The sequence below is a fragment of the Luteibacter jiangsuensis genome (genome assembly GCF_030812295.1).
Classification (GTDB): domain Bacteria; phylum Pseudomonadota; class Gammaproteobacteria; order Xanthomonadales; family Rhodanobacteraceae; genus Luteibacter; species Luteibacter jiangsuensis_A.
On record NZ_JAUSSK010000001.1, the window covers coordinates 1103181 to 1116777 of the forward strand.

Consider the following 13597-nt stretch of genomic DNA (forward strand, 5'->3'; position numbering starts at 1 on the left):
CAACCGGAGTTCCCACCCGATGCGCCGAACCTTCCTCGCACTGACCATCGCCGCCACCTGCGGCGCGGCACTGCCCGCCATGGCCGACGACACGACCCAGGACGCAACGGCCCCCACCGTGGACGCCAAGGAGGCCTCGGGCAAGAGCCGCAAGAACGCCGAGAAGCTCGACGGGATCGTGGTCAACGCCGTGCCCCTGGGCCAGAACGCGGATCAGATCGTCGCACCCGTGGCCGTGCTGGCGGGATCGGCGCTCGACGACGCCAAGGGTGTCTCGCTGGGCGAAACGGTGTCCTCCATTCCCGGCGTGCAGAGTTCCGCGTTGGGAACGGCCGTGGGCCGCCCGGTGATCCGCGGCCTCGACGGCCCGCGCGTCGCGGTGCTGGAGAACGGCCTGTCGTCACAGGACGTCTCCAATGTGAGCCAGGATCACGCGGTGACGCTGGAACCTTTCCTCGCCGACCAGATCGAGGTGCTGAAGGGCCCCGCCACCCTCCTCTATGGTTCGGGGGCGATCGGCGGCGTCGTGAACGTCGTCGATGGGCGCGTTCCGGAAAAGGCGCCCGACAACGGCTTCGCGGGGCGCGCCGAAGTGCGCCACGATTCCGTCTCCGACGGCCATACCGGCCTGCTCCGCCTCGATGCGGGCAACGACACCTTCGCCATCCATGTCGACGGCATGCGCCGGGACAACGAGGACTACGACATCCCCGGCGGCACCCTCGCCAACAGCGCGGTGAAGACCACCTCCGGCTCGGTCGGCGCATCGTTGCTCGGCTCGTGGGGCTACGTCGGCTTGTCCGTCTCGCGTTTCATGGATCTTTACGGCAGCCCCGCCGAACCGGGCGATCCGGCCGAAGGCGAAGATCCCGTCCACATCAAGATGGCGCAGACGAACTACACCCTGAAAGGCGGTCTGGTGCAGCCGGTCGACGGCATCAGCAAGGTCGAATTCAGTCTCGGCCACGGTGCGTACCAGCACGTGGAATTCGAAGGTGACGTGCCAGGCACCACCTTCTCGACCGACAGCAACCAGGGGCGTCTCGTCGTCACGCACGATCCACTCGGCGGATGGGAAGGCGCGTTCGGCGTGCAGACCCAGCACCGGCAGTTTTCCGCCGTGGGCGAGGAAACCTTCGTCCCGCCCACGGTCACCGATGGTGTCGGCGTCTTCCTCACCGAACAACGCGAGTTCGGCCCGGTGAAGGTCGAACTCGGTGCGCGTCACGACAAGCAGAGCGTCGATCCGGAGAACGGGCCCAAACGCGACTTCAGTCCGAACAGCTTCTCCGCCGGCATCGCCTGGCGCTTCGCGGAACAGTGGCACGTGTCGTTGAACCTCGACCACGCCGAGCGCGCCCCGTCCGAGGAAGAACTCTTCGCCAACGGGCCGCACGCGGCGTCCAATACGTTCGAGATCGGCAGCGACCTCGGCAAGGAAAAATCCAACCAGGCGGAACTCGGCCTGCACTTCCATGGCGATGCCGTCGAAGGCAAGGTCGCCGTGTACTACAACAAGTACAAGAACTTCATCTATCTGGCCGACACGGGCGACGTGGAAGACGATCTTCCCGTGCGCATCTGGTCGCAGAACGATGCGACGTTCCGCGGTGCGGAGGCCGAGGCCACGTTCCACCTGTCGAAGGGCCCGTCCGGCAACTGGGACCTGCGGGTCTTCGGCGACACCGTGCGCGCGACGCTCGCCGACGGCGGCGGCAACGTGCCGCGCATCCCGGCCGGCCGCATCGGCTCCACGCTGAGCTGGAGCGCCGACAGCCTGCGCGCCAGCCTCGGCGCGGTGCGCTACATGAAGCAGGACAAGATCGCCGCGTTCGAAACGGATACGGCGGGTTACACGCTGGTCAACGCGCACTTCGCCTGGACCTTCGTCAACGACGACCGCAGCCAATGGGAGGCCTTCGTCGACGGCAACAACCTCACCAACCAGACCGCGCGTCCCGCCACGTCGTTGTTCAAGGACGTGGCGCCGCTACCCGGTCGCAACGTTTCGGTAGGCGTCCGCGCCTACTTCTGAGTTCCCGGTCTCCCTGCCCCTCCTCCCTCCCCGGGGCGGCCGGTAGCAAAGTGGGGCGCCCACCTGGGCGCCCCACGTTTCTTGGTGGGAGCCGCCCCTGTCGGCGATGGGGTGCTTGCTTCAGCCTGGCCGATATCCGGCTCGGCTTCGCCCTCGCGGTTGGGGTGTGCGACAAAAGCAACGCCGCCCACCCGGGTGATGCCCATTCACGGATGGAAGCCGTCTTCGTGTGCGATCCCCTCACCGGGGTGGGAGCGGCAAAGGGCACGCGGCACGGCGAGCGTTGCTCTTTCTTCTTTCCAACCCACCCCTGTGTCCAGAGAGCTGCCGGGCGCCACCCTCGGCGCGACATTAGGAGCCGAGGACGGGCGGGCGGACAAGGCCCGCAGGGGATCGGCCAGGATGGCCGATCGTTTCCGCTGAGCCAGGAGGGCGAATCGGAAACCCCCGCCCGACCGTCCGAGCCCGCCGGGGCGCAGCCATCGGACACGGCCGCGCAGCGGCATCCCTTCCCAAGGGACGGCGACTACCGTCGCGCCGAGGGTGGCGCCCGGCAGCTCCCCCGCCACGCACAAACCCAACGCGAGGGCGAAGCCGAGCCGGCACACCACCCACTCGTCCACAAAGAACCCTCTTGCCCGGCCTTCTAGTGAATCGTTTCCGATTCGAGCTTGCGCCAGATGCTTTGGCCGCCGGCCGCCTTGTCGATGGCGTCGAGGCGCTTCGCGTGCAGGTCCAACTCTTCCGGCGTGGCGCGCAGGACCACCGGGCGACGGGTGATGACGATGTCGTTCAGTGCATGGTTGCCGCGATGGTCGCTGTCGGCGTCGAAGGCGAAATCGAGGGCCACCTGGCCCGAGGTCATCGCGACGTAGACTTCCGCCAGCAGCTGCGCATCGAGCAGGCCGCCGTGGAGGTCCCGGCGCGTGTTGTCCACGCCCAGGCGCTTGCACAGGGCGTCCAGGCTGTTGCGCTGGCCGGGATACATCGTGCGCGCCATGAGCAACGTGTCGAGCACCGTCGCGTGATCGGTCACCTGCCCGTACCCCGGCCCCAACAGCTTCAGTTCCGCGTTGATGAAACCCACGTCGAACGCCGCGTTGTGGATGATCAGTTCGGCGCCGCGGATGAACGCGAGGAACTCGTCCACCTTGTCACGGAACAAGGGTTGACCGATGAGGTCCTCGTCCTTGATGCCGGTCACCGCGCTCGCCTCGGCGTCGATCGTCCGCTCGGGATTGAGGTACGTGTGGAAGTGCCGGCCGGTCGGGCGGCGGCCGATCAGTTCGACCGCGCCGATTTCAATCAGGCGGTGGCCGAGATGCGCTTCGAGGCCGGTGGTTTCCGTATCGAGGACGATCTGCCTCATGCCACCTTTCCCTTCGCCTTGTAGATGATCGCCTGGTCGCGCGCGGCGACGTCGACGCGCTCGTTTTCCACATGGCCGTTGTGACCCTTCACCCATTCCCAGGTGACGGTGTGTGCCGCGGCGGCCTCGTCGAGGCGGATCCACAGGTCCTGGTTCTTCACCGGCTTCTTGTCGGCGGTTTTCCAGCCATTGCGCCGCCATTTCGGCACCCACTCCTGCACGCCCTGCATGACGTACTTGGAATCGGTCATGAGGTGCACGTTGCAGCGCCGGGTGAGCGCCTCCAGCGCGGAGATCGCCGCCATCATCTCCATGCGGTTGTTCGTGGTCTCGGCCTCGCCGCCGGAAAGCATCTTCTCCACGCCCCTGGCGCGCAGCAGTGCGGCCCAGCCGCCGGGCCCGGGATTGCCCAGGCAAGCGCCATCGGTAAAGGCTTCAACGGTGTCGGTATCGGTCATGGAGGACTTCAGGTAATCGATTCACGGGCATTGCGGCGCGCGCCGGAGGCGAGCGTGCCAGGCATGGGTGCCGATACGGCGGCCGCACGGGGGCGCAAGGGTACCGCCGCCGGACGTTTTTTGCGCGCTACCAGGAAATAGCCGCCACCGACGATGGATTCCCCGACCGGCGCACCGCCCGCCCGGGGCCACGCGCTGCCGACGCGGCGCGGCATGGACAGTTCGAACTCATCGCGGACGAGGCGTTGGCTCCACCACCACGGCCAGGTCAGCCGGGGCCGCGTGCCGCGGCTCTGCCGGGCGACCCAGGGTGACCACAGGCCGACCGGATGGATACCGGTGATGGCGAGCATGCCACCGGGTGCCAGCACGCGTATGGCCTCGTCCAGCAGGTTGTCCTGCCGGGCCGTCGTTTCGAGCGCGTGGCGCAACAGCACCACGCCGAAGGCCTCGTCGGCGAATGGCAGGGCTTCCAGGCCGCTGGCGTGGATGTCGCCACCCAGCACCGCCCCGGCGACGCGAACGGTCGCCCAATGGCCCAGAAGTGGAATGGCAGGTGGCTCGGCCGGCGCGGACGTGGTCAGGTGCAGGCCGTGCTCGCCCGTGCAGCGGGCCAGCATCGGGGCGAGGGCGCTCGCTTCGTCGGCCAGGAGCTTGCCGATCTGGGGGGTCGCATAGATGTCGGAAGCGAAATGAGGCATGCGGTATGAGTGTAGTGGGGTTGAACGGGTGCCGCATCGGTTAACGACTTGCTAACGAGCGGGATATACCCGGCTGATATAGTCCGGCCGCCCCGCCCGGTAAGGATGTCTCCCCGGCGGCCATTCCTTGGGTGTTCGCGCCCTATCGACGTAACGGAGTTCGCCCGATGCATTGGGTCCCCGTCGCGGCCTTGAGCGACAACTACATCTGGCTGGTCGCCGATGACGAAGGCAACGCCTTCGTCGTGGATCCCGGTGAAGCCGCCCCTGTCGAAGCCGCGCTGAAAGAGCGAGGCTGGCGGCTGACGGCCATCCTGCTGACGCACCATCACAACGATCACATCGGCGGCGTGTCCGACCTGGTCCGCCACCACGACGTGGAGGTGTACGCCCCAGCCGATCCCCGCATCCAGCCGAAGAACCAGATCGTCGAGGATGGCGACACCTTCACACTGGATGCGCCCAAGGCCAGCTTCGAGGTGATCGCCGTGCCCGGGCATACCACCTCGCACATCGCCTACTACGGTGAGGGTTTCCTGTTCTGCGGCGATACCTTGTTCAGCGTCGGCTGCGGTCGCCTCTTCGAAGGCACGCCGGAGCAGATGCTCGCCTCCCTGGACCGTTTCGCCGAACTCCCGCCAGAGACCCTGGTCTGCTGTGCGCATGAGTACACCGCATCGAATGTCCGCTTCGCGCTCGCCGTCGATCCGGATAACGGTGCCCTGCGCCACCGTCGTGACGAGGTGGCGCGCCTTCGCCAGGAGGGCCGGCCGAGCGTGCCGACCCGCCTGGCCGATGAGTTCGCCACCAACCCGTTCCTGCGCGTGGACAGCGAGGCGATCGCCCGCTGGCTCCATATCCAGGGCCAGGACCACGCCACGCGGACGGAGCGCTTCGCCGCGCTGCGCCGGGCCAAGGACACCTTCAGCGCATGAACGTATCGAGCCAGCGCCTGCTGCCCATCCTCATTCCCCTCCTGCTCACGGCGTGTGCGGGCGGCATGACGCGCCCTGTGCCTCCATCGTCCGCCGCTGTCACGGCGGTGCCGGTCACCCCCGTGCAAGACGTGGCCATGGCGCCGAAGCTGCTGCGCCCCGCTCCACCGGCCGACTTCTGGTCCGACATGCGCGACAGCTTCGCCATGCCCGGATGCGAAGCCGATCCGCAGGTGATGGCTTGGGCCCGCACTTATACGAAACAGCCGAACCGTTTCGAGCAGCAGGTGAACGAAGTTCTGCCGCTGATCGTCTACGCACACAAGTCGGCGATGAAACACAGCGTGGCAGGCGAGTTCGCCCTGCTGCCCTGGGTGGAGAGCCAGTACCGTCACGTGCCGGGGGCGAGGAACCGTCCCGCGGGCATGTGGCAGATCATGCCGCAGACCGCGCGCACCCTCGGCCTGCGCGTGGAGAAGAACTACGACGAGCGCCTGGACATCACCAAGTCGACCGAATCGGTGATGAACATGATGCGCCGCTACTACGACGACCTCGGCGACTGGCGCCTGGTCGATGTCGCCTACAACGCCGGCGAATTCGGCTTGAAGAAGACACTCGACAAGCACGGTGCGCCGTCGGACGACGATGGCCTGCCGGACGTACCCATGAAGGCGGGCACCAGGGAACACCTTGCAAAGCTTATGGCGATGGCCTGCATCGTGCGCGATCCCGAACGCTTCAACGTGAGCCTGCCGCGCCAGGATCGCGAGGACGCGCTGCAGGTGGTGCGGGTATCGAGCCCGCAGTCGCTGGCCCAGGCGGCGAAGCAATCGGGGTTGTCGATGAACGACCTGCGCGATTTCAATCCGGCCTACCGGACGAACAACGGCACGATCGGTTCCAGCCTCCTGTTACCGAAGTCGGCAGCGGACCAATACAAGCTCGGTCCGGTCGATCCGGTCGCCGATGTCGCCATGCCCGTGGCCGACGATGCAAACGTGGATGCGCCGGTGAAATCCACGAAGGGCAAGGCGAAGGCGGGCACCACCGCGAAGAACGCACGGGCAGTGGCCAAGGCGGGCAAGCCGTCGAAACCCGCCAAGGTGGACGAGTCGCAGGTCGTCATCCACAAGGTCAACACCGGCGAATCGCTGTGGACGATCGCACGCCGCCACCAGGTGAGCGTCGAGCAGTTGATGAAGTGGAACGACCTGCAGACCCAGGCGGTGAAGCCCGGGCAGGTATTGAAGCTGACCGCGTCGCGCTGAGGCGCGATGGCGGTCAGCTCCCTATTCCATCAGAGCTGCACGACGTCCCACTGTACGTCGGGACTGACGTCCGCGTCGTAATCGACGCTCTTCGCCTCGAAGCCGAACAGCTTGATGAAATCGTGCTTGTAACCGGCATAGTCGGTGACCTGCCATAGGTTTTCCGTGGTGACGGTAGGCCATAGCGCCTTGCACTCGCCCTGCACATCCTCACGCAACTCCCAGTCGTCCAGGCGCAGGCGGCCCTCGGGATCGGTCTCCGCGGCCTTTCCGTCCAGGCGGTACAACCGATCGTGGAACAGGCGGTTGATCTGCTCGATCGTGCCTTCGTGGATACCCTTCGCCTTCATGATCTTGAAGACCATGGAGACGTACAGCGGGATCACAGGAATCGCGGAACTGGCCTGGGTCACCACCGATTTCATCACGCCGACGTAGGCACGCAGGCCCTTCGCCGCGTAACGGTCGCGCAGTTCCTTTGCCGTGCGATCGAGATGCTGCTTGGCCTGGCCGAGCGTACCGTGCCAGTAGATGGGCCAGGTGATCTCGGTGCCGACATAGCTGTAGGCGACGGTGGTGGCGTTCTCGGCAAGCACGCCGGCTTCGCTCAACGCTTCCATCCACAGCGCCCAGTCTTCGCCGCCCATGACGGTGACGGTGTCCTTGATCTCCTGCTCCGTCGCGGGTTCGACGGAAGCCTGGATGACCGCATCCTTGTTGGTGTCCACCGACGACGCGGTGAACGTCTCGCCGATGGTCTTCAATGCCGAACGCACCACTTCGCCGGTCTTGGGCAGCTTGCGCACGGGCGAGGCCAGCGAGTAGACGACGAGGTCGACCTTGCCGCCCATCTCGTTCTTGATGATCTCGATGGCCTTCGCACGCGTTTCGTCCGCGAAGGCATCGCCGTTGATCGAGCGGCTGAACAAGCCCGCTTCGCGCGCCAGCTTGTCGAACGCAGCGGAGTTGTACCAACCGGCCGTGCCCGTCCTGGTTTCGCTCGATGGCTTCTCGAAGAACACGCCCAGCGTGGCGGCACCGTGGCCGAAGGCGGCCGTGATGCGCGAGGCCAGGCCGTAGCCGGTGGACGCGCCGATCACCAGCACGCTTTTCGGACCATCGGCGAACATGCCGCTGGCCTTGGTGATGGCGATCTGTTCTTCGACGTTCTTCGCGCAACCGACCGGATGAGCGGTGGTGCAGATGAAGCCACGGACCTTGGGCTGGATGATCACGGAATGTCCCTTTGACGCAGTGAGACGCCCATTGTAATCGGGTCCGCTTCCATGCGCTTCCGCATGGAAGCGGACCTGGGTGGGAGCCGACCTTGTCGGCGATCCCGCGGCAGCGGGCAAGGTTGCGGCGAGCACCCATCGCCGACCCCACCATGTGGTCGGCTTCCTCCCAGCAGAAGCGCTTGTCGGCGCACACAAAAAAAAAGCCCCTCCTGAGAGGGGCTCATGGAAGCGACAGACTTCGCTTTTTCTACATGCGGTCCTGCGCAATCTTGATCTCGCCGCGCGCCTTCAGCGCCTGGATGTATTCCAGTGTGGCGGCCTGGGCCATCGCATCCATCATCTGGCCACGGAGAGCATCTCGCTGGCCCTTCTCGACCTTGGACGGATCGCCATCCGTGACCTTGTCGACCGCTACCAGCGCATAGGCCCCGTTGCCGGTCTGCACGGTGGTCCATGCGGCCTTGCCGTTGGCTGGATGAGGCAGGGTGAAGGCGCCTTGCAGGATCGCAGGCGGCACATCGTTGATGCCGGCAAGCTTGCTGCGCTCCAACCCGGCGAGCGTACGCACGGGAGCCTTCACCAGCGTGGTGATGTCGCCGCCCTTGGCCAGCTGCGCGACCAGGTCGTCGGCCTGCTTCTTCGCCAGGGCGTCCACTCGCTCGTCGAGGATGCGCTGGCGCACGGCATCGGCGACCTCGGCCAACGGCTTCGGCGCGGCGGCGTTGTGCTTGGCCAGGTGCATCACCAGCGCGTCGCCCTTGTCGACCTGTACCAGCGACGAATTGTTGCCCTGGGCCAGCACGTCGTCGGCGAAGGCAGCGGCGACGAACTTCGGATCCGACGGAATGCCGGGGCCACCATCGCGACCGAACAACGGCGATGTCTTGATCTCGAGGCCGAGTTCCTTCGCCGCCGGTTCGAGCGAACCGGGATTGCGGTCGGCGAGATCGGCAAGCTGCCCGGCACGCTCGTTGTAGAGGCGCTCGCCCTCGTTCTTGGTCCAGTCCGCGGCCAACTGCGCGCGCACCTCGGCGAACGGCTTGGCATCACCCTCGCGCGCGTCGCGCAACCAGATGATGTGATAGCCCTCTTCCGGCGAGAGCACGGGCTCCTTCGTGATATCGCCCTTCTTCATGCCGAACAACGCGGTGTCGAAGGCGGCGTTCGCGACGCCTTTCTCCAACCAGCCGAGGTCGCCACCGCCACGCTTGGAGCCCAGGTCGTCGGAGTTCTCGGCGGCGAGCTTGGCGAAGTTCTCCGGCGTGGCTTCCGCGGCGATCTTCTTCGCCTTCTCGAGCGCGGCCTTCTGCTGATCCGGCGTGGCGTTCTTCGGCACGTTGACCAGGATGTGCGACGCCTCGCGCTGTTCCGGCTGGGCGTAGCGCTGCTTGAACTTGTCGTAGAACGCGTGCAGCTGCTCGTCGGTGGGCTCGCCCACCTTGAGTTCGGACTGCTTCACTTCGAGGTACTGCACGGAAACCTGTTCCGGCGTGGTGTAGTCGGCGATGTGCGACTTGTAGAACGCGTCGATGTCGGCATCGGCGACGCTCGCGTCAGTGAGCGACGGACGCGGCAGCTCGACGAGGCGCAGGTCGCGCTGCTGCAAACGCAGACGAAAGAACGCGTCGACATCGGCGTCGCTGACCAACGTGGTGTTCGCGATCGCCTCGGGGATGATCTGCGTGGCGAGCGAGGCGCGCACCTTGGCCTCGTACATGCCTGGATTCATGCCCTGCATCGAGAGGATCGCGCGGTACGCTTCCGGGCTGAACTGGCCGTTGACCTGGAATCCGGGGTCGCTGCCGATCGCCGATCGCACGCTCGCATCGGACACCGCGAGGCCGAGGTCGGTGTTGGCCTGCTGCAACAGCGCCTGGCTGATCATGCCGTCCAGTACGCGCTGTTTCAGCTCGGGCTTTTCGAGGTCGGCTGCCGTGAACGGCGAGCGCGGATCCTGCGCGGCCTGCTGGCGGAGCTCGTTGAGCCGCTGTTGCCAGTCCTGCTGGGAGATCTCGTGATCGCCGATCTTCGCGACGTAGGTATCGACACGCGACACGAAGTACGACTCGATACCGAAGAACGCGACGGCGAAGACGCAGACACCGAGCACGATGGCGGCGGGCCAGCCATGGATCTTGTTACGCAGGGCTTGCAGCATGATGCGACTCGTGAAGGTGACGCCGATAACCCTTACCGGCGGTAGATAAAGCAAAGGCGCCACGCGGGCGCCTTTGCGGACCAATGGCGGAGTGGACGGGACTCGAACCCGCGACCTCCGGCGTGACAGGCCAGCATTCTAACCGACTGAACTACCACTCCACTTAACGTTGGTGGGTGCTGAGGGGATCGAACCCCCGACCAGCGCCGTGTAAAGGCGACGCTCTACCGCTGAGCTAAGCACCCCCTACGGTAAGAACCGATTAGTTTACGTGATCCTTCAGCGCCTTGCCAGCGGTGAAGGCCGGAGCCTTGGACGCCGGGATCTTGATTTCCGCATTGGTGCGCGGGTTGCGGCCGGTGCGGGCGGCACGGCTGCGCAGCTTGAAGGTGCCGAAGCCGATGAGAGCTACGTCTTCACCCTTCTTGAGGCTGTCCTTCACCGCATCGATGAACGCCTCGAGAGCCTTGCCGGCGTCGGCCTTGGTCAGCTCGCTCTTTTCGGCAATGGCGTTGATCAGTTCGGATTTGTTCATTACGTAACTCCCTTCAAAGGTAATTCGAATCGCTGGACAGCGATCCTGTACGAGAAGACGGCAGATCGTCGAATCGAAACACGGTGGCATCGTTCGACGACCCCGCTATCCATGGCGCCCTTGCGGCGCGGGCGATTGCGGTGTCGCCTTTATACCAGTGCCCTCCCACCATCGCAATACAAGCAATACCAAGGCTTTCAGCACATATGCATGGTCTTTGGAGGCTTGCGCGCGGCGGGAAAAACGATTATCGCGGGGGCACCGTGACAGGACGACGAAAACGAAAAGGGCACACTTACGTGTGCCCTCGTTCGTGAGGAGGAACGATGAAACGCCTCAGTGCGTGAGCGACGGCGATGTCTTGCCCTTGCCACGCTTGGCCGGCTGGCTTGGCACCTTCACGTCCTCGCCACCCTCGCCCGGCTTCTTCGGGCTCAGCGGACGTTCCAGGGCGAGATCGAGCACCTCGTCGATCCACTTCACCGCGTGGATATCGAGCGACCCCGTGATGTTCTCCGGGAGGTCGACGAGATCTTTCTTGTTTTCCTCGGGGATGATCACCGTTGTGATGCCGCCACGGTGGGCCGCGAGCAGCTTCTCCTTGAGGCCACCGATGGGCAGCACACGGCCACGCAGGGTGATCTCGCCGGTCATGGCCACTTCCGAACGCACGGGCACCTTGGTAAGTGCGGAGACCAGTGCCGTGCACATCGCGATACCCGCGCTCGGGCCGTCCTTGGGCGTCGCGCCTTCCGGCACGTGGATATGGATGTCGAGCTTCTCGTGGAAGTCCGGCTCGATCCCAAGCGCCGCGGCGCGGGCCCGAACGACACTCAACGCCGCCTGGATCGACTCCTTCATCACATCGCCGAGCTGTCCGGTGTGGACCAGCCTGCCCTTGCCCGGCACGACCGAGGCTTCGATGCTGAGCAGGTCGCCACCCACCTGCGTCCAGGCAAGGCCGGTGACCAGACCCACCTCGTTCTGCTGCTCCGCCCGGCCGAAGTCGAAGCGGCGCACGCCGAGGTAGTGATCGAGGTTCTCGCCATCGACACGGACTTGGGCCGGCGCCACCGCCTTGCCCTTGGCAGCCTTGGCGGGCGCCTTCTTGACCTTGGCCTTCGCCTTGGCCGGCACGGTACCCAGCGCGATCTCCTTGACCACCTTGCGGCAGATCTTGGATATCTCGCGTTCGAGATTGCGCACGCCCGACTCGCGCGTGTAGTAGCGCACGATGTCGCGAAGCGCGTCCTCGCCGACCGTCAGTTCCTCGGCACGCAGGCCATTGGCCTTGAGCTGCTTCGGCAACAGGTACTTCTGCGCGATGTTGAGCTTCTCGTCCTCGGTGTAACCGGGGATGCGGATCACCTCCATGCGATCGAGCAGCGGCCCGGGGATGTTCAACGAGTTGGCCGTGGCGATCCACATCACCTCGGAGAGGTCGAGGTCGACTTCCAGGTAGTGATCGTTGAACGCGTTGTTCTGCTCCGGATCGAGCACCTCCAGCAGCGCCGACGAGGGATCGCCGCGGAAGTCCATCGACATCTTGTCGATCTCGTCGAGGACGAACAGCGGATTCTTCGTGCCGATCTTGTTGAGGTTCTGCACGATCCGGCCAGGCATGGAGCCGATGTAGGTGCGGCGGTGACCGCGAATCTCAGCCTCGTCGCGCACGCCGCCCAGGCTCATGCGGACGAACTTGCGATTGGTCGCCTTGGCGATCGACTGCCCGAGCGACGTCTTGCCCACGCCGGGCGGACCGACGAGGCAGAGGATCGGACCCTTCATCGTGTTCACGCGCTGCTGGACGGCGAGGTATTCAAGGATGCGTTCCTTCACCTTCTCGAGGCCGAAGTGATCGGCGTCGAGCGTCTCCTGGGCCAGCGCGAGGTCCTTGCGGACCTTGCTGCGCTTCTTCCACGGCACGCCCACCACCCAGTCGAGGTAGTTGCGCACGACGGTGGCCTCGGCCGACATCGGGGACATCTGCTTGAGCTTGCTGAATTCCTGGCGCGCCTTGGCGAGTACCGCCTTCGGCATGCCGGCTGCATCGATCTTCTTCTGCAGCTCTTCGATCTCGTTCGCGCCCTCCTCGCCGTCACCCAGTTCCTTCTGGATGGCCTTCATCTGTTCGTTGAGGTAGTACTCGCGCTGGCTCTTCTCCATCTGCGACTTCACGCGGCCGCGGATGCGCTTCTCGACCTGCTGGAGGTCCATCTCGCCATCGACCAGGCCGATGAGCAGCTCCAGGCGCTGGCCGACGTCGGCCGTCTCGAGCACCTTCTGCTTGTCGCCCATGCGCACGGAAAGATGGGCTGCGATCGAGTCGGCGAGGCGCGAGGGATCGTCGATGCCCGAGAGCGTGGCGAGGATCTCCGGCGGAAGCTTGCGGCTCTGCTTCACCAACTGCTCGAACAGCGAAACGAGGGAGCGCGAGACCACGTCGAGCTCGCGCTCGTTGCTGGTGTAGACCGGCTCGATGACGCGGGCACGGCCGCTCATCATGCCGGACTCGTCCTCGAAGGCGTCGATCTGCACCCGCGACTGTCCTTCCACCAGCACCTTCACGGTGCCGTCGGGCAGTTTCAGCAATTGCAGGACGCCGGCGAGCGTACCCACCTGGTGCAGGTCGCCGATGGACGGATCGTCGATGTCCGGGCTCTTCTGCGCGACGAGCAGGATCTGCCGCTCGCCTTCCATCGCCCGCTCCAGCGCACGCATGGACTTGTCGCGCCCGACGAAGAGCGGGATGACCATGTGCGGGTAGACGACGACGTCACGCAGGGGCAGGACCGGCAACAGGTCCAGCTCGGATCCGCTCGTGGTTTGGCTGCGATTCTTCGCCATGTGCTTGGGGTTTCCCTCGGAAAATTTGGGCCTCGCCCCGACACTGCGCC

Annotated in this window: 10 protein-coding genes and 2 tRNA genes; 3 read left to right on the forward strand and 9 right to left on the reverse strand. The window is 65.4% G+C overall.

Annotation, left to right across the window (positions count from 1 at the left end; translation table 11 throughout):
- Positions 1 to 19 precede the first annotated feature (19 nt).
- Complete coding sequence (locus tag J2T07_RS04780; RefSeq protein ID WP_306847699.1) at positions 20 to 2035, forward strand: TonB-dependent receptor domain-containing protein; 2016 nt, start codon at positions 20 to 22, stop codon at positions 2033 to 2035.
- Positions 2036 to 2681: 646 nt separating this feature from the next.
- On the opposite strand, the gene dnaQ is transcribed toward J2T07_RS04780, so the two are convergent.
- From dnaQ to J2T07_RS04795, 3 genes are read right to left on the reverse strand one after another with little or no spacing between them, the layout of a single operon-like run.
- Complete coding sequence (gene dnaQ / locus J2T07_RS04785; RefSeq protein ID WP_306847701.1) at positions 2682 to 3404, reverse strand: DNA polymerase III subunit epsilon; 723 nt, start codon at positions 3402 to 3404, stop codon at positions 2682 to 2684.
- Complete coding sequence (rnhA, locus tag J2T07_RS04790; protein ID WP_306847703.1) at positions 3401 to 3862, reverse strand: ribonuclease HI; 462 nt, start codon at positions 3860 to 3862, stop codon at positions 3401 to 3403. Before rnhA ends, dnaQ begins: the two co-directional genes overlap by 4 nt.
- A gap of 8 nt (positions 3863 to 3870) precedes the next feature.
- On the reverse strand, positions 3871 to 4563 hold the full coding sequence (locus J2T07_RS04795) for a methyltransferase domain-containing protein (protein ID WP_306847705.1): 693 nt from the start codon (positions 4561 to 4563) through the stop codon (positions 3871 to 3873).
- Between the two features lie 167 nt (positions 4564 to 4730).
- Between J2T07_RS04795 and gloB the strand changes: the two genes are divergently transcribed.
- Positions 4731 to 5498: a hydroxyacylglutathione hydrolase gene (gene gloB / locus J2T07_RS04800; RefSeq protein WP_306847707.1), complete on the forward strand. Its 768-nt coding sequence runs from the start codon at positions 4731 to 4733 to the stop codon at positions 5496 to 5498.
- Positions 5495 to 6769 carry a transglycosylase SLT domain-containing protein gene (locus J2T07_RS04805; RefSeq protein WP_306847708.1) on the forward strand — a complete coding sequence of 425 codons (1275 nt, stop codon included), beginning with the start codon at positions 5495 to 5497 and terminating at the stop codon, positions 6767 to 6769. Before gloB ends, J2T07_RS04805 begins: the two co-directional genes overlap by 4 nt.
- Positions 6770 to 6798: 29 nt before the next feature.
- Here the strand turns inward: J2T07_RS04805 and fabV are convergent, their stop codons facing one another.
- From fabV to lon, 6 genes are all read right to left on the reverse strand, one after another.
- Positions 6799 to 8004 carry an enoyl-ACP reductase FabV gene (gene fabV / locus J2T07_RS04810; protein WP_306847710.1) on the reverse strand — a complete coding sequence of 402 codons (1206 nt, stop codon included), beginning with the start codon at positions 8002 to 8004 and terminating at the stop codon, positions 6799 to 6801.
- A 250-nt stretch (positions 8005 to 8254) separates the two neighbouring features.
- Complete coding sequence (locus J2T07_RS04815) at positions 8255 to 10165, reverse strand: SurA N-terminal domain-containing protein (protein WP_306847711.1); 1911 nt, start codon at positions 10163 to 10165, stop codon at positions 8255 to 8257.
- An 84-nt stretch (positions 10166 to 10249) separates the two neighbouring features.
- Positions 10250 to 10326: transfer RNA gene (locus J2T07_RS04820), tRNA-Asp, on the reverse strand.
- A 9-nt stretch (positions 10327 to 10335) separates the two neighbouring features.
- Positions 10336 to 10410, reverse strand: a tRNA-Val gene (locus J2T07_RS04825).
- Between the two features lie 17 nt (positions 10411 to 10427).
- Positions 10428 to 10700 (reverse strand): HU family DNA-binding protein, encoded by a 273-nt coding sequence (locus tag J2T07_RS04830; protein WP_306847712.1) that lies wholly within the window; start codon positions 10698 to 10700, stop codon positions 10428 to 10430.
- Positions 10701 to 11036: 336 nt separating this feature from the next.
- Entirely contained in the window at positions 11037 to 13547 is a 2511-nt protein-coding gene (lon, locus tag J2T07_RS04835; protein WP_306847714.1) for an endopeptidase La, read from the reverse strand.
- Positions 13548 to 13597: the final 50 nt, after the last annotated feature.

What these genes read in the sequence shown, in the direction of transcription:
- J2T07_RS04780 (WP_306847699.1), top strand. Translation starts at nt 20, where the DNA reads ATGCGCCGAACCTTCCTCGCACTGACCATCGCCGCCACCTGCGGCGCG.
- dnaQ (WP_306847701.1), bottom strand. Translation starts at nt 3,404, where the DNA reads ATGAGGCAGATCGTCCTCGATACGGAAACCACCGGCCTCGAAGCGCAT.
- rnhA (WP_306847703.1), bottom strand. Translation starts at nt 3,862, where the DNA reads ATGACCGATACCGACACCGTTGAAGCCTTTACCGATGGCGCTTGCCTG.
- J2T07_RS04795 (WP_306847705.1), bottom strand. Translation starts at nt 4,563, where the DNA reads ATGCCTCATTTCGCTTCCGACATCTATGCGACCCCCCAGATCGGCAAG.
- gloB (WP_306847707.1), top strand. Translation starts at nt 4,731, where the DNA reads ATGCATTGGGTCCCCGTCGCGGCCTTGAGCGACAACTACATCTGGCTG.
- J2T07_RS04805 (WP_306847708.1), top strand. Translation starts at nt 5,495, where the DNA reads ATGAACGTATCGAGCCAGCGCCTGCTGCCCATCCTCATTCCCCTCCTG.
- J2T07_RS04815 (WP_306847711.1), bottom strand. Translation starts at nt 10,165, where the DNA reads ATGCTGCAAGCCCTGCGTAACAAGATCCATGGCTGGCCCGCCGCCATC.
- J2T07_RS04830 (WP_306847712.1), bottom strand. Translation starts at nt 10,700, where the DNA reads ATGAACAAATCCGAACTGATCAACGCCATTGCCGAAAAGAGCGAGCTG.
- lon (WP_306847714.1), bottom strand. Translation starts at nt 13,547, where the DNA reads ATGGCGAAGAATCGCAGCCAAACCACGAGCGGATCCGAGCTGGACCTG.